Below are 23,761 nucleotides of genomic sequence, written 5' to 3'. Positions count from 1 at the left end.
CGCGCTAATGGTCGACGTTGGGATCGGCAGAGGGCCCACTTGTGGCCGAGGGCGGCTCCGGCGGTCGCTGCTTGGGCGTGTTGCTGTCGGCAGTGTCGTCGACGGAGTGGACGACGGGGTCGTCGGCGGAGTTGTCGGCGGGATCCTCGGCCGCCGCGGCGGCGTGGGCGTACACCGCCTCGACCCATAGCTCGCGCTCCCGGTCCGCTTGCCGCCGGGTGACCAGGGCGACGAGCGTGATCGTCGCGCCGCACACGGCGATCCAGGCCAGTGTGGGTACGACGGAGGCGCGGTCGTCGTCCCGGAGGCCCACCAGGTCCGAAAGGCTGGACGACATCAGCTGCCGGGTCCCCAAGGAGACGCCGCCGCCGACCGTGGCCTGGGTGGCCGCCGCGGCCGCGACGACGAGCAGCCATCCTCCGAACAGGGGGCCGCGGCCGGGCACTCCGTTCCCGATCGCTCGCGCGGGGAAGCCCACGGCGTCGGCGCACCGCAGGCGCATCGAGGCCGCGTCGGCGCGCGCCGTCACCAACCACACCGCGAACGCCAGCGCGGCGGCGACCCCGCACACCAATCCGACGGCATCGGTACCGACCACCCAGCCGTCGGCGGCCACGACGTCGTGTGCGGGGTTTCCGTCGCCGTCGACGATGTCCTGGACGATCTGGGCGCGGTGGAGCCGGGCGAAGATCTCGGCGGCACTCGCCGCGGCGGCGACCACGAGGAGGGCACACACGGAACCGGCGAGCGGGCCGGTGCCTCTGGGGCGCGGCAGGTCCGGTCCGACGAAGGCCGCGTCTCCCGCGATCCCCGCCTGTTCGGGGTGCCCGGCGTGCCCGGTGCGGGCCGGGTCCCAGGGCCAGGCCCGGTTCCGGCCGTGGTCCCGACCCTGGTCCCCGCCGTCACCGTAGCCGTGCGCCTCGCCCTGGTCCTGCCTCGCGTCGTCGAACCTCTCACCGCAGTTGGTGCACCCCGCGCTTCGCGTCGACCAACCGCCACAGCGTGCGCACAGCAATGTCGCCCCCCCAATGGCCGTTCCCGCGACGTACCGGACGACGTACCGGACGTCGAGGATCCCATGTCAGGGCCGCGTGGAGAACGACTGCGTGCCCAGCGCGGCAAGGAGGTCCAGCGACTCCTGGTCGCGCGAACCGGGGGCCGCGGTGTAGACGACGAGTCGCAGCGCCGATCCGGTGGCGTCCAGGACATCGCAGTCCAGCGCGAGGCGGCCGACCTCCGGGTGCCGGACGATCTTGAGCTGTGAAGTGCTGGACGAGATGTCCGCACCGCCCGTCCAGCGGGACTCGAACACCGGGCTGCACGAGCGGAGTTCGTCGATGAACCCGCGTACGCGCGGGTCCTGGGGATAGCGGGCGAGGCTCGCGCGCAGGTCGGCGACGGCGTACGCCTCGAAGGCCGCCGCCTCCTCGGGCGTACGCACCACGCGCGACGGCCGGCCGGTGAAGTGGCGCCGCAGGACGTTGGGTTCGCCGTCGTCGCCGGTCACGTCGTCGCCGAGCAGGGCGACGGCCAGCGAGTTGGCCAGCACCACGTTCCATGTCGGGTCCACCGCCACGACGGCGGCGTCGTGCAGGCGGTCGATGATGCGCTGCACCCCGGGAGTGACATGCGTGGACGCGATGCCGGGTGCGGGCGAGGCGTGCCCGGCGAGGCGGAACAGGTGGTCGCGCTCGTCGTCGGTGAGACGCAGCGCCCGGGCGAGAGGGCCGAGGACGGCGGCGGAGGGTCGGCCGGCCCGTCCCTGTTCGAGCCGGGCCAGGTATTCGACGGAGAGCCCGGCGAGGGCGGCCAGCTCTTGGCGGCGCAGCCCCGGGGCGCGGCGGCGCTGTCCTACGGGCAGGCCCGCCTCGGCCGGGCCGAGGCGGTCGCGCCATGCGCGCAGGGAGCTGCCGAGGTCGGTGCGGTCCATACGCCCATTGTCGCCGGGCGGCCCTCGGGACCGGAGTGCCGAGGGTCGCCCTGCCGGTACCAGCATGATCTTGGCCTCCTTGTCCCGGCCGGGCGCTCGCAGGATGGTCCCGCGGTCCGGGGAAGGGCCCGTGACGAGGAGGAACACCATGCGTACGAGCGTTGCCGCGACCCTGGACCAGCCGCTGCTGGCGGCCGTCCGGCTCGGCCGGCTCACCCTGCCCAACCGGGTCGTGATGGCCCCACTGACCCGCGCCCGGGCGTCGAACGAGGACCGGACGCCCACGGAACTGCACACCGCGTACTACGCGCAGCGGGCGAGCGCGGGACTGATCGTGACCGAGGGCACGTGGGTGAGCGAGCGGGCGGTCGGATTCCTGAACGTGCCCGGGATCCACTCCGACGCGCAGGTGGCCGCCTGGCGCCGGGTGACGGACGTGGTGCACGCGGTCGGCGGGCGCATCGTGCAGCAGTTGTGGCACTCGGGTGCCGCCTCGCACCCGGACCACCTCGGCGGGGCTCTCCCGGCCGGGCCGTCGGCGGTGAACCCGCACGAACAGTCCTTCACCGCCGAGGGGTTCAAGGCGACGCCGACGCCGCGCGCGATGACGCCCGCCGACATCGCGGACACCGTCGCCGAGTTCCGGCGCGCGGCCGCGAACGCGCGGCGGGCCGGGTTCGACGGCGTTGAGATCCACGCTCTCGGCTCGTCCCTGTTCCCGCAGTTCCTGAACCCGCGGCTCAACCGCCGCACCGACGCGTACGGCGGCGACCCCGCGCGGCGCCGGCGCCTGCTCCTGGAGGTCGTGGACGCGGTGGCGGAGGCGTGGGACGGGCAGGGGCCGGGCATACGCCTGTCCCCGTACTGGTCCGCCGCATGCTTCGCGCCCGACCCGGAGTCGCTCGCGGACTACGAGGCGCTGGTCGTGGCGCTCAACGACCACCCGGTGACGTACCTGCACCTTCGCGGCCGCGACCTCGATGCGCCCGGCGCGCGGCCGGACACCGAAGCGATCGCCCGCTACCGACGGCTGTTCGACGGGCCGTGCATCGCCAATCTCGGCTTCGACCGCGAGTCCGGCAACGCCGCCGTCGCGCACGGCGTGGCCGACGCCGTCGCCTACGGCACCGCTTTCGTCGCGAACCCGGACCTGGTCGAACGGTTCGCCCTCGGCCGCGAATTGGCCGCAGGCGACCCGACCACGTACTACGCCGGAGGCGCCGAGGGCTACGCCGACTACCCGGCGAGCACGACGGGTACGACAACCACGAGGGTCACCGAAAATTGACCGTCCCGGAATCGGGACCCTGCCTAAGATCGGCCGAATGCCCCCCGCCCGACTGCACCTTCAGGACTACGCCGACGCCGCGCTGCGGAGCGGTCCTGCGGGCGGGCTTCGGGGGGCTCGGACTTGGCGCGGTGCGGCTTGGGGTGTACCGGCACAACACTCCTGCCCTTCGCCTGTACGAGCGCTTCGGCTTCCGCACAGTGTCGACCCGGCCTCTGGCGCCAGGCGTCGGGCCGGGTGGGAGGTGTGCGAGATGCTGCTCCCGCGGTCGGCGGGCTGCGGCGACGGCGAGATCGGCGCGTTAGTGGGATAGTCGCCTCGCTGCGGCACGGGCACGATCAGGGGGCTGCCGACGACGGGGAGGGCTTGGCGTGGCCGATCACACGGCTTTGCGTCCGCACGAGATCGCGCACGTGTGCGCCGCGTACGGGCTTTCGGTCCGGGAGGTCACGCCGCTCACGGGCGGCACCATGAACGCCAACCTGCTGGTCGACGCCGGGGGCGCGGGGCTGTTCGTGCTCACCGTGCTGGCCTCGCGCGAAGTGGCCGCGGTTTCCCGGCCCGTGGGGGTGATGCGGTGGCTGGCATCGTCGGGGTACCCGACGAGCGCGCCGCTGGACGGCGACGGTAAGGGGCCGCGCGGCAGGGCCGTCATCGTGCGGCCGTACACGCCCGGTGTCTGCCACGACGCCCTGCCCGCGCGGCTGCTGCCCGCCGCGGGCGCGGTGCTGGCCCGGCTGCACGGGCTCGGGGTGCCGCCGCGCGAGTTGCGGTTGCCGGAGAACGGCAGACGGTTGCCGGACGGTGCCGCGGCGATGATCGAGGGCTTCCCGGACCGGGAGTTCGCGGCGTGGCTGCTGCGCAACGTCGCCGAACCGCCGTTGTCGGACCTGCGGCGGTGCATCACGCACGGAGACCTGTTCGCGGACAACCTCGTGGAGACGTACGCCGGTTCGCTGCACGTGCTCGACTGGGAGACGGCCTCGGTCGACGATCCACTGCTCGACCTCGGCATGACCGTGGTCGGGCTGGGCGTCAAGGACGGAGTCATACGTACCGAGCGCGTCGCGGCGCTCGTCGACGGGTACCGGAAGGTGCGCCCGATCTCCCCGGACGACTTGCACCGGCTCCGCGAACTCTCCGTCTACGCGGGCTCGATCGTGGCCTTCAACCGGTACGTGCGCCGCTCCGACCCCCGCGCGCGGCCGTTCGCGGCGATGGTCTCCGCCGTCGACGGCCTGCGGGCCGCGTGGCCCGTGGTCTACGGCCGGCGTCCCATGGTCGGCCAGCGCAGGTGAGAAGCGCCTGACGGGGTACGGCCCTTCGTGATGTGAAGGGCCGTACCCCGCTGTCATGTCCCGGAGGCGTCGGCCGCGGTCAGCCGTGCTTCTCCAGCTCCACCTTGGGCAGGATCCGGGCCAACGGCGCCGGGAGCCACCACGCGCGTGGTCCCATCAGCTGCATCGCGGCGGGGACGATGAGGCATCGGATGATCACCGCGTCGACGAAGATGGCGAAGGCCATGCCGAAGCCGCTCTGCTGGAGCGCCCGTTCCGGGCTGAACAGGAAGGCGCTGAAGACCACCACCATGATGGCCCCGGCCGCGGTGATGACGGAGCCGGTCTGCGCGAGGCCCTCGCGTACCGCCACGCTGTGGTCCTTGGTGCGTTCCCACTCCTCGTGCATGCGGGACACCAGGAAGACCTCGTAGTCCATCGAGAGGCCGAACGCGATCGCGAAGAGCACGACCGGCACCCACGGTTCGATCGGTCCGGGCTCGACGCCGAACCAGCCGTGCTGGAAGACCAGGGCCATGGCGCCGAGCGACGCCCCGATGCTCAGCAGGTTGAGGACCGCGGCCTTCAGCGGGATGAGCACCGAGCGGAAGACCACCATGAGCAGCACGATCGACAGGCCGACGACGATCACGATGAACAGCGGCATGCGTTCGGCGACCTTGTCCGAGTAGTCCTCGGCCGCGGCCGTCGCGCCGCCGACCAGGTACCTCACGCCGGTCGTGTCGCCGAGGCGCGGCAGGACGTCGTCGCGCAGGTGCCCGACGAGTTCGGAGGTGTCCTTGTCCTGCGGCGCGGTGGTCGGGAAGGCGATGACCGTGGCCACCAGGCCGTCGTCGGTGGGCATCGGGTCGGCGACCGCCGCGATGCCGGGGGTGTTGCGCAGGGTCTGCGCGGCGGCGGCGCCGGCGCGGGCGGCGAGTCCGTTCCCATCGGCGCCACCGGCCCCCGGGGCACCGGCGGTTCCGTCGACGACCACCACAAGTGGTCCATTGAACCCGGCGCCGAAGCCGTCCGCGAGCAGGTCGTAGGCTTTGCGGCTGGTGCTGTCCGCCGAGTCGTTGCCGGCGTCGGAGAAGCCGAGGCGCAGGTTGAGCGCCGGCACGCACAGTGCGCCGAGCGCCACGACCGCGATCAGGAGGGCGAGCAGCGGGCGCCGCTGCGCCGCCACGCCGATCCGGCGCCACGTCGTGCCCTCGGGTGCCTTGCCCTTCGCGCTGCGCTTCGCCGCCCGGGCGGGGAACTGCCGGGCGAAGCGCGGTCCGAAGATGCCGAGCAGGGCGGGCAGGAGGGTGACGGCCCCGAGCATCGTCATGAAGACGGTGAGCGCGACGGCCAGCGCCATGCCCTGCAACGAGCCCAGCCCGAGGGCGACAAGGCCGAACAGCGCGAGGATTACCGTGCAGCCCGCGAAGAACACCGTGCGCCCGGCCGCGTCCAGCGCGGTGGTCGCGGCCCGTTCGGGGGTCTCGCCCTTGACGAGCTCGCCCCGGTACCGGGCGAAGATCAGGAGCGCGTAGTCGATGCCCACGCCGAGGCCGACCAACGCCATGATGTAGGGCACCCATTCGGCGAGGGTGAACACGTGCGATGCGATGACGACGACGGCGAGCGCCGAGCCGACCGCGAACAACGCGGTCACGATGGGCAGTCCGGCGGCGATCAGGGTGCCGAACATGAACACGAGGATGACCAGCGCGGCCACGATGCCGGCGGCTTCCGCACCGCTGCTGTCGCTCTCCGCGAGCACCCGGGCGGCCTCGCCACCCAACTCGACCTGCAGGCCGTCCTGTTCGGCCGTCTTGGCGGCCTTGAGGATCTTCTCGGTGTCGGACTCGGCCATGTCCTCCGAGGTGCCGTGCAGAAGGACGGTGGCGTAGCCGATGCGGCCGTCGGGGGCGATAGCGGAGGGGTCGGCGTACACGCTGCGCACCTGGGTGACCTTCGGAGCCCCGGCCACCTGGCCGAGCATCGCCTCGACGCGCTGCCGCGTCGCCGGGTCGCGCAGGTCTCCGTCGGAGCGCAACACGATCTCCAGGGTGTCGCCCGCCTGCGCCGAGCCGTGCTCGTCCAGCAGGTCGACGGCCTTCTGCGACTGAGCCCCGGGGATCGTGTAGTCCTCGCGGTAGTCGCTGCCGGCCACGGTGGCGCCGCCCCAGACGCCGACAAGGACTGCCACCCACAGTCCCAGGGCGAGCCATTTGCGGCGTTGGGCGAATCCGGCGATGCGGGCGAAGATCCCCGCCCGCACCGGTATTTGGACCTTCTCTTCACTCAGCGTCATGGGTGCTTCCCGTGGAGTGGAATCCGGTGGACCTGGTTCGCCCGCTTGACGGGATAGCGGTCCGATGTGTGACATCGGCCCGTGCGCGGAATCCGCGTGCTCCTCGAAATCCGCGGAATCCTCGGCGGCCCGGCAGACGCGGCGGACCGTGGTACGTGCGGGGCAGCGGACCGGCAGGCTGACAGGCGGTCGGAAGGCGCCTCCGGCGCACGAATCCGGTCATTGCGGGGGCGCGGGGCGTCGTTCGTGCGCAAGGATCCGCATCATGACGTGGATACCGGACGCGTACACACTGCCGACCGGGGACCATCCGCTGCGGGCGGCGGCCTTCGACGCGCTGTTCGCCGACGCCCTGGTGGGCGCGGGGCGCCTGGGCGCGACACGCGCCCGCCTGGTGTTCGCGGCCGCGGCCGAGGCCCGAGTACGCGACCTGGTGACGCGCGACCAGGCGTGCCGGGCGCCGTTCCGCTTCACCGTCGAGGAGCCCGCGTTGGGCCGGGTGGCCGTGGAGGTGGCGGTGCCCGAGGAGCACACGTCGGACCTCGACGCGTTGGTGGTACGCGCCACCGCCGCGGCGGGCGCCCGGCTCGCCGCTCCCCTGCCCAAGTCGCCCCGCCCCACCCCCGCCCCAGGCGCCGCGGGCAGGGAACTCTCCTGACCTGGCTGCAAGTTGGCCCGTTCGAGGGTGCCCCACGCCGCGGCGCCCGAGCAACCGCGGGCACGGCGGCCCAACCGGACGGCCGGGCAATCCCCGGGGTCGACGACGCGGCCTGCGAGGATGGCCTCATGTCACGTACGTTCGACCATCTCGTCGCGGAGGCGGAGTCCGTCTCGGTCGCCGGGTGGGACTTCTCCTGGCTGGACGGCCGCGCGACCGAGGAGCGGCCCTCGTGGGGCTACCAGCGGTCGATGGGCGAGCGCCTCGCGGTCGCCACCGCCGCGCTGGACGTCCAGACCGGCGGCGGCGAGGTGCTGGCCGGTGTTCCGAAGCTCCCGCCGCTGGCCGTGGCCACCGAGTCGTGGCCGCCCAACGTCGCGAAGGCGACCCGGCTGCTGCACCCGCTCGGGGTGGTCGTGGTGGCCGATGAGGACGAGCCGCCGCTGCCGTTCGGCGGCGACGCGTTCGACCTGGTGGTGAGCCGGCACCCGGTCACGGTGTGGTGGGACGAGATCGCCCGCGTGCTCCGGCCGGGCGGCACGTACTTCTCGCAACAGGTCGGTCCGGCGAGCGTGTTCGAGCTCGTCGAGTTCTTCCTCGGTCCGCAGCCCGAGGAGGTGCGCCGTGCCCGGCACCCCGACGACGCCCGCCGCGACGCGGAGTCGGCCGGCCTGGAGGTCGTCGACCTTCGCGCCGAGTCGCTGCGCACCGAGTTCCACGACATCGGCGCGGTGGTCTACTTCCTGCGCAAGGTGATCTGGCTGGTCCCGGGCTTCACGGTCGCGCAATACCGGGACCGGCTCCGGGAGTTGCACGACCGCATCGAGGCGGAGGGGCCGTTCGTCGCGCGGACCACCCGCTTCCTCGTCGAGGCGCGCAAGCCGGGGTAGCCCGCCCGGGCACACGAACCGGCGCGAACCACCGCGGCCCGGCGCGGACAAGGAACGGCCCGGCACGGACAAGCGAGGTCCGCGGACCGGCCGGTCGGCCGGTCCGCGAAACCTGCGCCTGAGACACCGGGGCGGCCCAGCCTCTCAGGCCAACGCCACCAGGTCGGCGTACTCCGGGTTCCAGAGGTCCTCCGTCCCGTCCGGCAGGACCAGGACACGGTCGGGACGCAGGGCTTCGATCGCCGCTTCGTCGTGCGTGACCATGACGATCGCACCCGGGTACGCACCGACCGCGCCCAGTACTTCGTCCCGCGACAACGCGTCGAGGTTGTTGGTCGGCTCGTCGAGCAGCAGCACGTTCGCCCCGGAGTGGACGAGGCCGGCCAGCGCCAGCCGCGTCTTCTCGCCGCCGGACAGCACCCCGGCCGGCTTGTCCGCGTCGTCGCCGCGGAAGAGGAACGCGCCCAGCACGCGCCGCGCTTCGTCGTCGGTGAGGTGCGGCGCCGCGGCGGCCAGGTTCTCGCGTACCGTGCGCGCCGGGTCGAGGGTGTCGTGCTCCTGCGCGAAGTAGCCCAGCCGCAGCCCCACTCCGGGCACCACACGGCCCGAGTCCGGCGCGACCGCACCCGCGAGGATGCGCAGCAGCGTGGTCTTCCCCGCGCCGTTCAGGCCGAGGACGACGATGCGCGCGCCCCGGTCCACCGCGAGGTCGACGCCGGACAGGACCGCGCGTCCGCCGTACGCCTTGGCCAGCGACACCGCCCCCAGCGGCATCCGTCCGCACGGCGCGGGTTCGGGCAGCCGGATCCGCGCGACCTTGTCGGCGCGCCGGGTCGGCTCCAGGTCGGCGAGCATGCGGTCGGCACGCCGGGCCATGTTGCGGGCGGCGACGGCGGTGGACGCGCGGGCGCGCATCCTGTCGGCCTGCGCGTGCAGCGACGACGCCTTGCGCTCGGCGTTGGCCCGCTCGCGCGCCCGGCGCCGGTCGTCGGCGTCGCGCTGCGCGAGGTACGCCTCCCATCCCACGTTGTGCACGTCGACGGTCGTGCGCTGCGGGTCGACGTGGAACACGCGGTTGACGGTGTCGGCGATCAGCCCGGTGTCGTGGCTGATGAGCACCAGGCCGCCGCGGTACGACGCGAGGAAGCCGCGCAGCCACGCCACCGAGTCGGCGTCCAGGTGGTTCGTCGGCTCGTCGAGCAGCAGCGTGTCGTGGTCGGCGAACAGGATGCGCGCGAGTTCGACCCGGCGGCGCTGGCCGCCGGACAGCGTGCCGACGGGCCGCGCCAGGGCGTCGTCGGGCAGCCCGACACCGGCGGCGACGCGGGCGGCCTCGGCCTCGGCCGCGTAGCCGCCGCGGGCCTCGAACTCGGCCTGGGCGCGGGAGTAGGCGTCCATCGCACGTTCGAGCGCGTCGGCGGTCGTGGCCGCCGCCATCGCGGACTCGGTCGCGCGCAGGCGGCGTACCGCGCGGTCGAGGTCGCGGGCGGACAGGATGCGGTCCACCACGGCCATCCGGGGGTCGGCGGCCCGGGGGTCCTGGGGCAGATAGCCGACGGAGCCCCCGCGCGTGACGGTGCCGGCGGCCGGGGCCGCCTCACCCGCGAGCGTGGTGAGCAGGGTGGTCTTGCCCGCGCCGTTGCGGCCGACCAGGCCGATGCGGTCGCCGGGGGCGATGGTGAAGGAGATGTCGGAAAGCAGCAGGCGCGCGCCGACGCGCACGTCCGCGCCGCGGACGGTGATCATGGGATGACGCTCCGGGATAGCTCATGGACACACGGGTGGCGTGGAAGCGTGTGTCGGAGCTAGGACAGCCGGGGCGTAGACATGCGGCCGAGTGTACGTGAGCACGTTTCCGGACCGCGAAGGATTTTGCGGGACGCCGCGCCTTGCGGCACGGTTCGCGGGCGCTCGCCCGTCTCCGTCCCGGTCCGGCGGGCGGCTTCGGGGCCGCCCGCCGGACTGCGGCTCACCTGGTCAGGGGCAGGTGGCCAGCAGGATCGACACCACGGTGCAGCTCGCCGCCGCGGTGTCGTTGGCGGGGTTCGGGTCGGCCGGTGCGGAGGCGGTGCGGGCGGCACTGACCTGGACCTGCCCGAGCGAGAGCAGGCGCAGCGGGACGCGGAACGTCTTGTTCGCGCTGGATCCGCCGACGATCGTCCCGTACATGCAGGTCACGGTGCCGGGTGCGGCGGTGCATCCGGCGGACAGGTTGGTGGCGCCGGCCCCCGGCGGCAGCGTGGCCGTGACCGTCGTCGAACCGGCCGGAGCGGGACCGGTGTTGCGCGCGGTCAGGGTGTACGTGAGGTAGGGCACCAGGAGGCCCAGTTGCGTCTGGGTGGTGACGTCTACGTCGATGTCCGCGCTCGGCGGGGCGTCGACCGAGGTGGCCTGGCTCGCGGTGTTGTCCGCGGGTTCCGGGTCGGCCTCGGTCGCCGTGGCGGAGACCGCGGCGGTGAGCGTGCCGGTCGCGGTCGGCGTCACGGCGACGGTGACGGTGGCCGCGGTGCCGTCCGCGACCGTCCCGAGCGCGCAGGTCACGGTCGGTGGCGCGAGGGTGCACGAGCCTTGGGAAGGCGTGGCGGAGGTGATCGTCCGGGCGGCGCCGGACAGCGTGAGGGTCGCGATCGTGCCGGTGGCGGCGTCCGGCCCCTGATTCGCGAACGTGGCGGTGTACGTCAGCGGAGCGCCCTGGGTCACGGGGTCGGCCGAGTCGGTGACGGCCGCGGCCAGGTCCGCGGTCGGTGGGGTGCCCGCCGACGACACGGCGACGGCGTACGGCAGTTGGCCGACGTCGACGGTCGCGGTGACGCCGTTGGCCACCGTGTCGAGCACCGAGACCGTGTTGGCGTGGGCGTTGGTGACGTACGCGCGGCTGCCGTCCGGGGACACCGCGACGCCGAACGGGCCGGCCCCGACCGGGACGAAGGCGGTGACGACGTGGGTCGCGGTGTCGATCACCGCCACCGTGTTGTCGACGCTGCTCGTCACGTACGCCCGCGAGCCGTCCGGGGAGATCGCGAGGCCGAACGGGCCGACGCCGACGGCGATCGTGGCGGTCACGGTGTTCGTGGGGATGTCGATTACCGAGACGTTGTGCGAGTCCTGGTTGGTGACGTAGGCGCGGGAGCCGTCCGGGGTGACGGCGATGCTGCTCGGACGCGCGCCGACCGGGACCGTGGCGGCGACGGTGCCGGTCGCGGTGTCGATGACGGACACCGTGCCGGCGCTGTTGGCGGTGACGTACGCGCGCAGGCCGCTCGGGGACAGTGCTATGCCGAACGGGCCGTCGCCGACCGGGATGTTCGCGGTGACGGTGTTCGTCGCCGTGTCGAGGACCGACACCGCGTCCGCGCCGAGCGCCGTGACGTAGACGGTGCCGCCGTCGGGAGAGACCGCGGCGTTGACCGGGACGGCCCCGACCGGGACGGTCGCGGTGACGGTGTCGGTGGCGGAGTCGATCACCGAGACCGTGTCGGAGCCGCTGTTGGGGACGTAGACGCGGCTGTCGTCCGGGGACACCGCGACCCCGCTGGGCGCCGAGCCGACGGGGATCGTGGCGGTGACCGCGTTGGTGGCGGTGTCCACCACGGACACGGTGTCCGAGCTGAGGTTGGCTACGTACGCCACCGGCGCGGGCGGCGCGAGGGCCCGCGCTTCCTGGGCCGTGAGCGCGACCAGGCCGGAGACGGCGAGGGCGCCGGAGGCCACCAGCGCGGTGAACCGTCGGCGCCCTGCGGCACGCCTCTCACGGGTCGTTCGGGTCGTTCGTGTGGTACGTAAGGCTGAACTCGAGGACATGGGCCCCTCCCCACTCGGCGTCCGCCCGCGCACGGCAGCGCCGACTGAGGTGGCGGGGTTGCGGACCGTGCGGCCCCGCCCCCGGTCACGCCACCGGGGAACCGGCGCCCGCTACGGTGCGAACATCCCTGAAAGACAACGAGGTTGGTTCCCTCGGAGGGCTCAGAATGGCATCGGGGACGAACCCGGCAGGGCCGAACACACACATCGGTCGGACCAGGGCACAATCCGACTCCGCAGACGAACGCAACCGCCAGCAACCGACCACCCGGCCGCCGTTTCGGACACCCGGCAGGCACGGCTGCGCACGCGGAGGACCCGCAAGGGCCCTCGCGGGCGGGCCGCCGACCGATCACTCGGCGTCGTGGAAGACGATGCCGAGCGCGTGGCGGCGTCCGGTGCGGACGGTGCTCACGCCGTGCCGCATCGGGGCGGCGGACCAGCCGCGGACGGAGCGGACCGGGCGGTCGCGGGTGGTGAAGACAAAGCCGCGGCCCCGCGGCAGCGTGGTCGCCATGCCGCGCGACTGGGCACGGGGGCGCTGCTCGACGAGCAGGAACTCGCCGCCGGTGTAGTCCTCGTGTGCGACGTCGAGGCCGATCACGACCTGGAGGGGAAAGACGAGGTCGCCGTACAGGTCGCGGTGCAGGGCGTTCCAGTCGCCGGGGCCGTAGCGCAGGAGCAGCGGGGTGGGGCGTACCTGGCCTGCCGCGTGGCACATGGCGAGCCACTCCTCCAGCGTGTCGGGCCAGGGGGCGGGACGGCCGAGGCGCGCGGCCCAGGTACGGGCGACGGGCAGCAGGCGCGGATACAATGCCGCACGCAATTCGGTGACAAGGCCCGGGAGTTCGTACGCGAAGTAACGGTACTGGCCGGAGCCGAAGCGGTGCCGGGCCATGTCCACGGTGCTGCGGAACACCTCGGGGTGGTCGTACAGGTCCGCGACGGTCCGGCACGTCTCGGGGTCCAGCAGCGGTGCGGTGAGCGCGCCTCCGTACGCGTCGAGCTCTTCCGTGAGCGCGTTCCAGTCCGTCTCGGCGACCGACCGGGCGAGCGGGGTGGCGGTTGCCTGGATGGCCATAGTGCGTCCTTGGGTGCCGGCGGTTGTGTCACCTCCCACTGTGCGCGACGCGGCTGCCGCGGTCCGGCGGAAATCGGACCTCGCACCTGCCGCGGCGCGCCGCCGAGTCATCGCGCGGAATGCCCAGGATTCTGCTGCGATGAGGGGTATGACTGAGCCTCAGGTAGTGGTCGAGCGGCGCGTCAAGGCGTCGCCGGACCGGGTGTGGCGGATCCTGACGGATCCGGCGGGCGCGGCCGACACGTTGAGCGGCGTGACGAAGGCCGAGGTGCTGACGCCGGGTCCGTTCGGGGTGGGCACGCGGTGGCGCGAGACGCGCACGATGTTCGGCAAGCAGGCGACCGAGGAGATGACGGTGACGGCGTGCGAGCCGCCGCACCGGTACGTCGCCGAGGCGAACTCGCACGGCATGCACTACGTCTCGGAGTTCTCGGTGGCCCCGGACCTCGACGACACCGCGATCCTGCGGATGGCGTTCAGCGGCACGTCGGCGGGCGGTCCGGCAGGGTTCTTCGCCAAGGTGTTCAACCGCCTCGGGCACAAGGCGGTGGCGAAGGCGATGAAGCAGGATCTCGCCGACATCGCCGCCGCCGCCGAGCGGGACGGCGGCTGAGCGGCCGCGCCTCACCTGGGGGTGAGGCGCACCACCGGGTAGACGCGCTCCGACTTGGCCTGGTACTTCGCGATGCGGGGCTGCGCGGTGGCGATGCGCTGCCAGGCCTGCTCGCGCTCGTCGCCGGTGAGGCGCCGCGGGGTCACGGGAGCGGCGGACCGTCCGGGCATCTCGACCGAGGCCTGGTCGGGGTGGGCCAGCAGGTTGGCGTGCCAGTCCGGGTGTCGGCTGCCGCCGCCCGAGGCGACGACCAGCCATGCGTCGTCGCCGTCCGGGAACCACGCCACCGGCGTCTCGCGGCGTTCCCCGCTGCGGCGTCCGGTCGTGTGCAGGAGCAGGACGTCCATGCCCATGAACGTGCCCTTGCCGCGGCGGATCTTCTTGGCCATGCGGGCGTTCGCCTTGTGCTGCATCCAGCGCGAGAACGCCCCCGGGGTGCCGGGCTTGCGCGTGCCGGTGTTCTGGTCCTGGTTCATGGCCGGCCTCGAATCGGTGTGCTCGGTGTCCATGCCACCAACGCTATGAGCGGCCCGGCAGCGGGCGCTTCTCGATTCCTGACCGATCATGCGCCCGGTGGGGCGAGTGGGTCGGCGCAGGCCCCGGGGTGAGAATGGCCCTATGGATCTTCGAGTGTTCACCGAACCCCAGCAAGGTGCGAGCTACGACACGCTGCTCTCGGTCGCGCGGGCGGCCGAGGAGTTGGGCTACGACGCGTTCTTCCGGTCCGACCACTACCTCCGGATGGGTGACGGCGACCCGTCGCCGGGCCCGACGGACGCGTGGATCACGCTGGCCGGCCTCGCGCGCGAGACGAAGCGCATCCGCCTGGGCACGCTGATGACCGCGGCCACGTTCCGACTGCCCGGCGTGCTGGCGATCCAGGTGGCCCAGGTGGACGCGATGTCCGGCGGGCGCGTGGAACTCGGCCTGGGGGCCGGGTGGTTCGAGGAGGAGCACACCGCGTACGGCATCCCGTTCCCGAAGGAGAAGTTCGACCGTCTGGAGGAGCAGCTCGCGATCGTGACCGGGCTGTGGGAGACCCCGGTCGGCAAAACGTACGACTTCGCGGGCACGCACTACACCCTCAAGGACTCCCCCGCGCTGCCCAAGCCCGTGCGGAGCCCGCGTCCGCCCGTCCTCATCGGCGGCCACGGGCGCAAGCGCACGCCGGCCCTCGCGGCGCGCTACGCCGACGAGTTCAACGTCCCGTTCGCGAGCACCGCGGACAGCGAGCGGATCTTCGGGTGGGTGCGCGAGGCCATGGCCGCGCAGGAACGCCCCGCCGACAGCATGGTGTTCTCCAACGCGCTCGTGGCGTGCGTCGGCCGTGACGACGCCGAGGTGGCGCGGCGGGCGGCGGCGATCGGCCGGGAGCCGGCCGAGCTGCGCGAGAACGGCCTCGCGGGCAGCCCGGCCGAGGTGGTCGAGAAGATCGGCCGGTACGCGGCCCTCGGCTCGACCCGGATCTACCTCCAGGTGCTGGACCTGTCGGACCTGGACCACCTGGAGCTGATCGCCTCCGAGGTCATGCCGCAGCTCGGCTGAGGGCTTTCTCGAACGGCCACGGCGCGAACGGGGGCGCGTCGGTGTCGAACAGGGCCGTGTAGCCGGTGGCGAGGTAAAGCCCCTTCGCCTCCGGCTGGCGCGGCCCGGTGGTCAGGTAGACGCGGGTGTAGCCGCGTTCGGCGGCGGTGCGCTCCAGTTCCTCCAGGACCTTGCGCGCGAGCCCCCGGCGCCGGTGGTCCTCGTGCGTCCAGATGCGCTTGAACTCCGCCGTGGTCGCGTCATAGCGGCGGAACGCCCCGCCCGCGACCGCCTCGCCGCGCTCGAAGAGCAGCACGAACGCCCCGTCCGGCGGGTCGAACTCGTGCACGGGGAACCGCGTCATCTCGTCGGCGGCGAGCGCGCCGTAGAGGCTGTCGTACTGCTCGCCGAGCGCCCGGAGCATGGGGGCCGCGGCCGGGTCGGTGATCGGCAGGTGGCGTACGTCGAACACCGCCGCGCCGGAGCCGCCGTCCGCCTCCCGCGGAGCGGCCGGGCCGGCCGGACCGGCTTCCTGCGGTATCGGGCTGAGGGTCATGCGGTGCGCTCCCGTGGTCTCGTCGGCCGGGTGGTACGCGGGCTCACCCGCCGTCCGGCAGTCCGACCAGGTCGGCCATCCGGGCGACGGCCTCGGAGAAGAACGCGTCGGCCGGATCGAAGCTTCCCGCGAACGTCCCGAAGAGCTCGAAGCCGATCATGCCGGAGAGCTGCGACCACGCGATCACCGCCCGAACCGCGGCGGCGGGCGGCAGGTCGATTGCGACGAGGGAGGCGGCCAGTTCGCCCTGTGCGGCGAGCTCCGGGTCGAGCGCGTGCCGCCGGGCGGGCGGCTCGGCGAGCAGGCCGGCGTCGAGGGCGTCCTTGACGACGCCGAGCAGGGCCACCGGGACGCGGCTCGCGTGTCCGACGGTCGCTTCCGGGGCCTGGTAGCCGGGGACGGGCGTGCCGTAGATGAGCGCGTACTCGTGCCGGTGGGCGATGGCCCAGGTGCGGGCGGCGGCGCACTTGGCGGTCCAGCGGGCGCGCGGATCGGCGGCGGGGATGCCGTCGTCGCCGCGCTCGACGGCCTCGCCGAGCCCGTCGTACGCGTCGATGATCAGCCGCGTGAGCAGGTCGTCCCGGCTCGGGAAGTAGCGGTAGAGCGCCGACGAGACCATGCCGAGTTCGCGCGCGACCGCGCGCAGGGAGAGGCGCTGGGCGCCTTCGGAGGCCACCTGGCGGCGGGCCTCCTCGGTGATCTCGCGGGTCAGCTCGGCCCGGGCGCGGTCACGGGCGGTTCGGCTCGCGTTCATGCCGGAAGTGTTCCACGTGTCGGATCGGCGCACAAAAAAGAGAGCACTGCTCTTGCATTGGCGGCGGTCGGTCGGGCATGCTCTTCCCAGGCAAGCGAGAGCAGTGCTCTCGACAACGAGCAGGGATCACAAAGGGAGACGCCATCATGACCGGAATCGCCACGACCGCCGCGCAGACCGTCGAGCAGACCACCGCGCAGACCCAGGGCACCGAGGCGGGCAAGGCCGGCGGGCCCCGCGTGGTCTCCGCGGGCGGGGCCGCCACCGCGGTCAACCGCATGGTCGGCTGGCTCACCCGGCACGGCATCAGCCTCGCGGGCAGCCGCATCCTGGCGGTGCGCGGGCGCAAGTCGGGCCAGTGGCGTACGACGCCGGTCAACCCGCTCACCCACCGCGACGACCTCTACCTGGTCGCCCCGCGCGGCCACACGCAGTGGGTGCGCAATCTGCGCGCGACGGACGGCGGCGAACTGCGCCTCGGAAAGCGCGTCGAGGCCTTCACGTACGTCGAACTGGCCGACCACGAGAAGCCGGAGATCCTGCGCGCCTACCTCAAGCGCTGGAAGTGGGAGGTCGGCGTGTTCTTCGAGGGCGTGGACGCCACGGCGACCGACGAGGAGCTGCTGCGCATCGCCCCGGGCTACCCGGTGTTCCGCATCCGGACCCAGGGCTGACGCGGCAACTCCTACTCCGCAGGCGGTGCCTGACGGGGCTTCAGCTCCAACTCGTAGAGCACGGTGTCGATCCAGCGGTTGTGCTTGAAGCCCACCTCGGTGAGGCGCCCCGCCTCGGTGAAGCCGAACGACTTGTGCAGCCGCGACGACGTGTTGTCGTCGCCGCCGTCGGCGATCACCGCCAGGACGCGGCGGACCCCGGCGTCCGCGCAGAGCGGCAGCAGCGTCGACAGCAGGGCACGCCCGACCCCCTTGGCGGTGTGGTCGGGCGAGATGTAGACGGTGTCCTCGGCGGTGTGGCGGTACGCGGGCTTGGGCCGCCACGGGCCCGCGTAGGCGAAGCCGACCACCTCCCAATCCTCCTCCGCGACGAGGAAGGGCAGGCCGCGGGCGTGCAGGTCGTACGCCTTGGCCCGCCAGTCCTCGGCCGTCGGCGGCACCTCGTCGAACGTCGCGACGCTGTTGTGGACGTAGTGGGCGTAGATCGCCGCGACCGCTTCAAGGTCGTCGGGGTGGGCCGGCCGGATACGGACGGACTCGGCGGACATGGAAGAACTCCTTACTCTTTCCGGCCCGCAAGGTGCGCGGGCCGACAACGATCCTGCCGTGTCGGCGCGCCCGACTCACCGAGAGGTCAGCGCGTCGTACGCGGGACGCACGAGATCGGCCGGATTCCGTCCCCGGATTGCCAGGTCCGGCACACCGAGCCGGGCGACGGCCGGGTCGGGCACCAACGGCGCGTCCGCGGCCATGGGCACGGCGCCGCCCCAGAAGTCGGCGGCGCCGAGGTCGCCGCGACGGGGGTCGGCGGGCAGGGGAGCGACGACGCCCGGGGTGTCGACGCCGACGTCGGCAACGCCGGGGTCGGCGGCTTCCCGGTGGCCCGTGTCGTCCCGGCCCGCGTCCTCCGGTGTCGTGCCCCTCATGCCTCCGCCTCCTCCGACAGTGCGACCAGTTCGCGCAGGGCCTCGGCCGACAGGTCGGTCAGCCAGTGCTCCCCCGGCGCCCCTCCGGCCGCGCCCCGTGCCCCGACGACCGACGCGGCGAGGCCGCGCTTGGCCGCGATCAGCGCGTCGATGCGCTCCTCCACCGTGCCGACGCAGACGAACTTGCGTACCTGCACGTGCTGTCGCTGCCCGATACGGTACGCCCGGTCGGTCGCCTGGTCCTCGACCGCCGGATTCCACCACCGGTCCACGTGCACCACCTGGTTCGCCGCGGTCAGGTTCAGACCGGTGCCGCCCGCCTTGAGTGACAGCACGAAGATCGAAGGCCCGTCCGGGTCCTGAAAGCGCTCGACCAGCTCGTCGCGCCGCCGCCCGGTGATCCCACCGTGCAGGAACAGCACTTCGGTGCCGAGGCGGTCGATCAGGTGCTCGCGGAGCAGCCCGCCGAACCGGGCGTACTGCGTGAAGCAGAGCGTCTTGTCGCCCTCGGCCGCCGCCTCCTCCAGAATCGCGGCGAGGCGTTCCACCTTGCCCGAACGCCCGGCGACGGGCGTGCCGGTCTCCTTGAGAAACTGCGCGGGGTGGTTGCAGATCTGCTTGAGCTTGGCGATCGTCGCCAGGATCAGGCCCTGCCGCTCGATGCCCGCGGTGTGCGCGACCCGGTGGTCCATGTCGGCGACGACCGCCCGGTACAGGCCCGCCTGTTCGGGGGTCAGCGAGCACAGCACCGTCATCTCCTGCTTGGCCGGCAGGTCGGCGGCGATCGCCGGGTCGGTCTTGTGACGGCGCAGCACGAAGGGCGCCGTGACGCGGCGCAGCGCCGCCAACGCGGCCTCGCTGCCGTTGCGTTCGATGGCGATTGCGTACGTCGCCTTGAACTGCTCGGCGCTGCCGAACAGTCCGGGGTTGGCGAAGTCGAGCACGGAGTGCAGTTCGGCGAGGCGGTTCTCGACGGGCGTCCCGGTGAGCGCGATGCGGTGCCGGGCCGGCAGCGCGCGGATCGAACGCGATTGGCGCGTGGCGATGTTCTTGATGTTCTGCGCCTCGTCGGCCACCACGCGGCGCCACGGGACGGTGCGCAGCATCTCGGTGTCGCGGAGGGCGGTTTCGTAGGTCGTGATGACGATGTCCGCGTCACGTGCGGCCTTCTGGAACTGCTCGTCCGTGCGGCGGTCGGCGCCGTGGTGGATGTGGACGCCCAGTGTGGGCGTGAAGCGCTCGGCCTCGCGGGCCCAGTTGCCCACCAGGGACATCGGGCAGACGACCAGTGTGGGGCCCGGCGTGCCCGCAACCCCTGCCTCCTCGTCCTCGCGCTGTTCGGCGGCGAGCAGCGCGAGCGTCTGCACGGTCTTGCCGAGGCCCATGTCGTCCGCGAGCACCGCACCCACGCCCAGGCGTGCCAGGAACGCCAGCCAGTCCAGGCCGCGTTGCTGGTACGGGCGCAGCGTCGTGGCGAAGGTGTCCGGCAGGACCACCGGGCGTTCGCGCACCGCCTCGGCGCCCGCGAGGAGTTCGCCGAGCCACGCGTCCGCGTCGACGCCGAAGACCGGCAGGCCCGCGACTGTGGCACCGGGGTCGATCGCGGTGCGTACCACCTCGCCAGCCGCCATGACGCCGGTGCCCTGCCGTGCGATGAACGCGGCGGCGGCGGTGATGTCCGCCAGGTCGGCTTCCGTCCACTGGCCGCGGAAACGCACCAACGGGCGTGTGGCCGAGGCCAGTTCGCGAAGCTCTGCGTCGGTGAGCACGGCGTCGCCCAGCGCCGCGCGCCATTCGAAGGCGACGACGGCGTCCTGGTCCAGCAGGCTGCCGCCGGCGACCAGGCCGGGCGTACACGTGCGCGCCGACAGCGTCAGGCCCACCTTCGGCGGGTTCCGCCACCAACTCGGCAGCAGAACACCGAAACCGGCTGCGGCGAGGGCGGGGGCGGCGGCGCGCAGGAAGGCGAGGGCGCCGTCGCGGTCCAGGCGTACCGTCCCCGGACAGACCTCACGCAGCGTCGAGTCGAGCACCGGCCAGGCCCGGGCGGCTCGTTCGAGGTCGGCGAGGAGCGCGTCCTGCGGCTGGTACTGCTTGCGCTCGAACACGTTGAGCACCGGGCCGGCCGTCCACACGCGCGACGCCTCCACCAGGAGCGACGGTTCGTCGGGGGCCTGGAGCAGGATGTCGACGCGCCAGTTGTCGTCGGTGGTGCCGCCGAACAGATCGGCGGGGTCCGGTCCGAGCGGTTCGACGAGGCGGAAGCAGGTACGCAGCGGCCGGCCGGGCGACGCCTCGCTGCTCTGCCACCGGGCGAGTGCGTCGCGCAGCCGCACCACGTCCTCGGTGGAGACCGCACCGGCCGGCTCGGGGGCCACCGCCCGTGTCGAGCGTCCCAGCGGCGCGAGCGGCCCGATCCGTCCGCTCGGGCCGGTCAGCGCGGCGAGCCACCGCTCGGCCGCCGTCTCGGGGTCCCGCGGCGGACGGCCGGGCGGCAGCAGCGAGGGCAGCCCGTCGAGGGCCGCGCGTACTTCGCGGTCGACGAGCACGTCGAGCAGGTCGGCCACAAGTTCCATGGCGCCGACCGCGGCCCCGGCCGGGCTCGCGTCGCCGGGGACGTCGGCATCGGGGGCGTTGGCATCGCGGGCGCCGGCACCGGGCGTGCCGCGGACCTCGGCACGGCACACGGGCGGGCAGGCGTCGGCGAGGGCGCGGATCAGCGTCCAGTCGTCCTCGGTCGGCGCGGGCCGCCACCGGGCGAGGGCCGTGTCGTCCTCGACCACGAGGTCCGGCAGCACGCGGCCGCGTCCGGCGAGCCGCCATGCCACATCGTGCACGGCGGTCAGCCAGCGCAGCGACGTGCCGTACGGGACGTCGACCGCCCCCTCGTCGGCGGTCTCGGTGCGCAGCGCGGCGTGCCGGGGGTCGAACAGCGCGCCCAGGAGCTGTGCGGCCTCGTCGACGTCGAAGACGAGCGCGGGCACCCGCCACGGCCGCAGCGCGAGGTCCGGGCGTGGGCCGCGCACCGGTTCGGCCGGGATCTCGGGGGACGGCTGCGGCTGCGCGTCGGCGAAGGTGGGCAGGAGCAGCCCGGCCCAGCGGTGCCGGGCCTGCCCGGCCAGCCATTCCAGGCCGGGGCCGACGCCGCCGAGCAGTTCGGCGAGCAGGTCGGCGGAACACGCGTACGGGTGCGCTGCCCCGCTGTGACTTGCGGAATCCGCCCGGGCGCGGCCGTCCTCGCCCCAGATCGCGAGCGTCCGGTCCGCGCGCCAGAGCGCGTGCAGAGCGAACACCGCGTGCCTTTCCGTCGTGCGACCCCCGATGCGGCACCTCGGACCGTGCCACCCCGGCAGCCTATGCGCCGCATCCGACAGCCGCCGATCCCCGGGGCGTGCCGCCCTTCGAGAGCGGGCCCGGCGGTCACCCCCGTCGCGGAGTTGCGGGCGAGGCTCGGCTACAGCTCGATGCGGTCCCCCGGCTTGGGGAGGTGGAGGCGGTCGGCCAGGCCGGCGGTCTCGAACGCGGCGGCGAGCGTGTCCGCCCCCTCGGTGAAGTGCCCCCAGTGCTCGAAGTGCAGCGGGATCACGTGGGACGCGTCCAGGATCCGGGTCGCCTCGGCGGCGTGCGCGCTGGTGAGGGTGAGCGGGCCGTCGGCGACCGGTGTACGTGCGGCTCCCGCGAACAACAGGGCGATGTCGACCGGACCGATCCGGCCGGCGATCGTGCGGACGACGTCGAGCGAGGCGTTGTCGCCGCTCACGTACACCGTCGGGAGGCCGTCCCCGTCGAGGACGAACCCGGTCACCTCGCCGACCAGATGCTCGGTGCCGTCGGGGCCGTGCTGTGCGGGGACCCCGGTGATGCGCAGCAATCCGCCGTCAGGGCGGGCGAGTTCGACGGTCTCCCAGTTCGGCAGGACGCGTACGGCGTCGCCCAGGCGGCCGTGCGCCGACGCCGTGCTGAGCACGAGCGGGGCCGCCGCCAGGAACTGCCGTCCGGAGTCGTCGAGGTTGTCGGGGTGCTGGTCGTGCGACAGCAGTACGGCGTCCACGGCGCCGACCTCCGCGGCCTGCACCGCGGGCCCGGCGGTCTTGACCAGCGCGCGGGCGCCGACGGGGTGTTCGCCGGGCGGGTCGAAGGTGGGGTCGGTCAGCAGGCGCAGCCCGCCGATCTCCAGGACGGCGGTGGGACCTCCGACGTACCGGACGGCAAGGCGGCTCATGGGCGTCTCCTGACAAGCGCGCGGGCGATTGGTCAGGGCAACAGGGCCGGGTCCGCGATCATTCCGCGCGGGACCGGGCGCGGGCATGACGGATGCCCCGGCAGGGGTTGGGGGCCGGGGCATCCGTGTTCAGGGGCGCGCGTCCGTCAGGCGCGGGTTGTGGCGAGCGGGGTGGGCGAGGCGGAGCCGACGGGCTCGTGCGCGGCGTCCGAGGTCTCGACGTCTTCAGGGGCCGTGGAGACTCCGGAGAAGTCGGAGGCATCGGAGGCATCGGAGGGGCCGGAGAGGTCGGACGTCTCGTCCGCATCGACGGCCTTCCGACGGCTCAGGGCGATGCCGCCGAGGACGATCGCAATGCCGAGCGCCATCCGGATCCCGAACGGTTCGCCGAGCGCGAGGGCGCCGAGCAGCACCGAGACCGGCGGAAGCAGGTAGATGACGGACGAGGCGACGGCCGGGCCGTCGTCGAGCAGCAGCCGGTAGTTGAGGAAGATCGCGACGCCGGTGCCGAGGATGCCGAGCACCGCGATCGCGGCGAAGGCGTCGAAGCGGACGTCGACCGCCAGGTCTCCGGTGAACGGCAGCACGGCGGCGAGCATCGCGGTGGCGGCGGCGAGCTGCGCACCGCACAGAACCACCGGGTCGAGGCCGCGGGCAGCGAGGAAGCGGTCGAGGTACAGGTAGCTGATCGCATAGGAGAACGCCGCGATCATGATCATCGCCGCGCCCGGCCCGAACGCGCCCTTGGCCTGCCAGGGCGCCAGGATCAGCAGGACGCCCGCGAAGCCCAGGAACAGCCCCGCGACCTGCGCCGGCGACAGACGCTTTCCGCTGCCGACCACGACCGCGAGCAGCAGGGTCCACAGTGGCGTCGTGGCGTTGATGACGCCCGCGACGCTGCTGTCGACCGTCTCCTCGCCGAAGGCGAACAGCGCGTACGGCAGCGCGTTGTTGAAGAAGGCCGCGACCGTCAGGTGGCCCCAGGTGCCGAGCCCTTTCGGGAGGCCGATGCCGCGCACGCGGCTGAGCGCCAGCAGCACCGCGGCCCCCAGGCCGACGCGCACGAGCGCGACTTCCACCGGCGAGAAGCCGCGGAGTGCCAGCTTGATCCACAGGAAGCTGGAGCCCCAGATCGCCGCCAGCAGCGCGACACGCGCCAGACTCCCCCACCGCAGCGTGCCGCCCATGGCCCGGTTCCCTTCGTCCGCCGGCGGCGCGGTGCGCGCCTGCCGCTCGGTATCCAGGCTGCCGCCGCACGACTGTTT

At 73.3% G+C, this 23,761-nt stretch carries 21 protein-coding genes; 7 read left to right on the top strand and 14 right to left on the bottom strand.

The window, feature by feature from the left end:
* Window positions 1-4 precede the first annotated feature (4 nt).
* Both ACWD12_RS27375 and ACWD12_RS27370 read right to left on the bottom strand, forming a co-directional pair.
* Window positions 5-736 carry a hypothetical protein gene (locus tag ACWD12_RS27375; protein WP_450101767.1) on the bottom strand — a complete coding sequence of 244 codons (732 nt, stop codon included), beginning with the start codon at window positions 734-736 and terminating at the stop codon, window positions 5-7.
* 345 nt (window positions 737-1,081) lie between these two features.
* The gene (locus ACWD12_RS27370; protein ID WP_450101766.1) at window positions 1,082-1,930 is read right to left on the bottom strand and encodes a helix-turn-helix transcriptional regulator; all 849 of its coding nucleotides are present in this window, start codon (window positions 1,928-1,930) and stop codon (window positions 1,082-1,084) included.
* A gap of 148 nt (window positions 1,931-2,078) precedes the next feature.
* On the opposite strand from ACWD12_RS27370, the gene ACWD12_RS27365 reads away from it, so the two are divergent.
* Together ACWD12_RS27365 and ACWD12_RS27360 are read left to right on the top strand one after the other, a co-directional pair.
* A complete protein-coding gene (locus ACWD12_RS27365; RefSeq protein WP_450101765.1) occupies window positions 2,079-3,218 on the top strand; it encodes an alkene reductase in 1,140 nt (379 codons plus the stop codon).
* Between the two features lie 371 nt (window positions 3,219-3,589).
* Window positions 3,590-4,516, top strand: a complete 927-nt coding sequence (locus ACWD12_RS27360; RefSeq protein WP_450101764.1) for a phosphotransferase — start codon at window positions 3,590-3,592, stop codon at window positions 4,514-4,516.
* Window positions 4,517-4,595: 79 nt separating this feature from the next.
* Here the strand turns inward: ACWD12_RS27360 and ACWD12_RS27355 are convergent, their stop codons facing one another.
* The gene (locus ACWD12_RS27355) at window positions 4,596-6,797 is read right to left on the bottom strand and encodes an MMPL family transporter (RefSeq protein WP_450101763.1); all 2,202 of its coding nucleotides are present in this window, start codon (window positions 6,795-6,797) and stop codon (window positions 4,596-4,598) included.
* A gap of 265 nt (window positions 6,798-7,062) precedes the next feature.
* Here ACWD12_RS27355 and ACWD12_RS27350 point away from each other — a divergent pair, with 265 nt between their 5' ends.
* Window positions 7,063-7,455, top strand: a complete 393-nt coding sequence (locus tag ACWD12_RS27350) for a hypothetical protein (protein ID WP_450101762.1) — start codon at window positions 7,063-7,065, stop codon at window positions 7,453-7,455.
* A 128-nt stretch (window positions 7,456-7,583) separates the two neighbouring features.
* Window positions 7,584-8,345 (top strand): methyltransferase domain-containing protein, encoded by a 762-nt coding sequence (locus ACWD12_RS27345; protein WP_450101761.1) that lies wholly within the window; start codon window positions 7,584-7,586, stop codon window positions 8,343-8,345.
* Window positions 8,346-8,489: 144 nt separating this feature from the next.
* Here the strand turns inward: ACWD12_RS27345 and ACWD12_RS27340 are convergent, their stop codons facing one another.
* The 3 genes from ACWD12_RS27340 to ACWD12_RS27330 form a co-directional block, all read right to left on the bottom strand.
* Window positions 8,490-10,091 carry an ABC-F family ATP-binding cassette domain-containing protein gene (locus ACWD12_RS27340; RefSeq protein WP_450101760.1) on the bottom strand — a complete coding sequence of 534 codons (1,602 nt, stop codon included), beginning with the start codon at window positions 10,089-10,091 and terminating at the stop codon, window positions 8,490-8,492.
* A 231-nt stretch (window positions 10,092-10,322) separates the two neighbouring features.
* Complete coding sequence (locus ACWD12_RS27335) at window positions 10,323-12,056, bottom strand: YVTN family beta-propeller repeat protein (protein ID WP_450101759.1); 1,734 nt, start codon at window positions 12,054-12,056, stop codon at window positions 10,323-10,325.
* 442 nt (window positions 12,057-12,498) lie between these two features.
* Entirely contained in the window at window positions 12,499-13,227 is a 729-nt protein-coding gene (locus ACWD12_RS27330) for a 2OG-Fe(II) oxygenase (protein WP_450101758.1), read from the bottom strand.
* Window positions 13,228-13,375: 148 nt separating this feature from the next.
* Here ACWD12_RS27330 and ACWD12_RS27325 point away from each other — a divergent pair, with 148 nt between their 5' ends.
* On the top strand, window positions 13,376-13,840 hold the full coding sequence (locus tag ACWD12_RS27325; RefSeq protein ID WP_450101757.1) for an SRPBCC family protein: 465 nt from the start codon (window positions 13,376-13,378) through the stop codon (window positions 13,838-13,840).
* An 11-nt stretch (window positions 13,841-13,851) separates the two neighbouring features.
* Here ACWD12_RS27325 and ACWD12_RS27320 read toward each other — a convergent pair whose 3' ends face one another.
* Window positions 13,852-14,349: a nitroreductase family deazaflavin-dependent oxidoreductase gene (locus ACWD12_RS27320; RefSeq protein ID WP_450101756.1), complete on the bottom strand. Its 498-nt coding sequence runs from the start codon at window positions 14,347-14,349 to the stop codon at window positions 13,852-13,854.
* A 109-nt stretch (window positions 14,350-14,458) separates the two neighbouring features.
* On the opposite strand from ACWD12_RS27320, the gene ACWD12_RS27315 reads away from it, so the two are divergent.
* A complete protein-coding gene (locus tag ACWD12_RS27315) occupies window positions 14,459-15,385 on the top strand; it encodes an LLM class F420-dependent oxidoreductase (protein ID WP_450101755.1) in 927 nt (308 codons plus the stop codon).
* Here the strand turns inward: ACWD12_RS27315 and ACWD12_RS27310 are convergent.
* Window positions 15,366-15,920, bottom strand: coding sequence for a GNAT family N-acetyltransferase (locus ACWD12_RS27310; RefSeq protein ID WP_450101754.1), 555 nt, complete (start codon window positions 15,918-15,920; stop codon window positions 15,366-15,368). The two genes, ACWD12_RS27315 and ACWD12_RS27310, sit on opposite strands and share 20 nt — an antisense overlap.
* A gap of 43 nt (window positions 15,921-15,963) precedes the next feature.
* A complete protein-coding gene (locus ACWD12_RS27305; RefSeq protein WP_450101753.1) occupies window positions 15,964-16,674 on the bottom strand; it encodes a TetR/AcrR family transcriptional regulator in 711 nt (236 codons plus the stop codon).
* Between the two features lie 278 nt (window positions 16,675-16,952).
* Between ACWD12_RS27305 and ACWD12_RS27300 the strand changes: the two genes are divergently transcribed.
* On the top strand, window positions 16,953-17,348 hold the full coding sequence (locus ACWD12_RS27300; protein WP_450101816.1) for a nitroreductase family deazaflavin-dependent oxidoreductase: 396 nt from the start codon (window positions 16,953-16,955) through the stop codon (window positions 17,346-17,348).
* Window positions 17,349-17,359: 11 nt separating this feature from the next.
* Here the strand turns inward: ACWD12_RS27300 and ACWD12_RS27295 are convergent, their stop codons facing one another.
* The 5 genes from ACWD12_RS27295 to ACWD12_RS27275 form a co-directional block, all read right to left on the bottom strand.
* On the bottom strand, window positions 17,360-17,896 hold the full coding sequence (locus ACWD12_RS27295; RefSeq protein WP_358362589.1) for a GNAT family N-acetyltransferase: 537 nt from the start codon (window positions 17,894-17,896) through the stop codon (window positions 17,360-17,362).
* A 75-nt stretch (window positions 17,897-17,971) separates the two neighbouring features.
* Entirely contained in the window at window positions 17,972-18,274 is a 303-nt protein-coding gene (locus tag ACWD12_RS27290; RefSeq protein ID WP_450101752.1) for a hypothetical protein, read from the bottom strand.
* The gene (locus ACWD12_RS27285; protein WP_450101751.1) at window positions 18,271-21,567 is read right to left on the bottom strand and encodes an SNF2-related protein; all 3,297 of its coding nucleotides are present in this window, start codon (window positions 21,565-21,567) and stop codon (window positions 18,271-18,273) included. Before ACWD12_RS27285 ends, ACWD12_RS27290 begins: the two co-directional genes overlap by 4 nt.
* Window positions 21,568-21,728: 161 nt before the next feature.
* On the bottom strand, window positions 21,729-22,496 hold the full coding sequence (locus tag ACWD12_RS27280) for an MBL fold metallo-hydrolase (protein ID WP_450101750.1): 768 nt from the start codon (window positions 22,494-22,496) through the stop codon (window positions 21,729-21,731).
* A 146-nt stretch (window positions 22,497-22,642) separates the two neighbouring features.
* Window positions 22,643-23,683, bottom strand: a complete 1,041-nt coding sequence (locus ACWD12_RS27275; protein WP_450101749.1) for a DMT family transporter — start codon at window positions 23,681-23,683, stop codon at window positions 22,643-22,645.
* Window positions 23,684-23,761: the final 78 nt, after the last annotated feature.

The sequence above is a fragment of the Streptodolium elevatio genome (assembly GCF_053592165.1).
The sequence above is the reverse complement of the archived record's forward strand: the minus strand, read 5'-3'. Positions and strand labels throughout refer to the sequence as shown.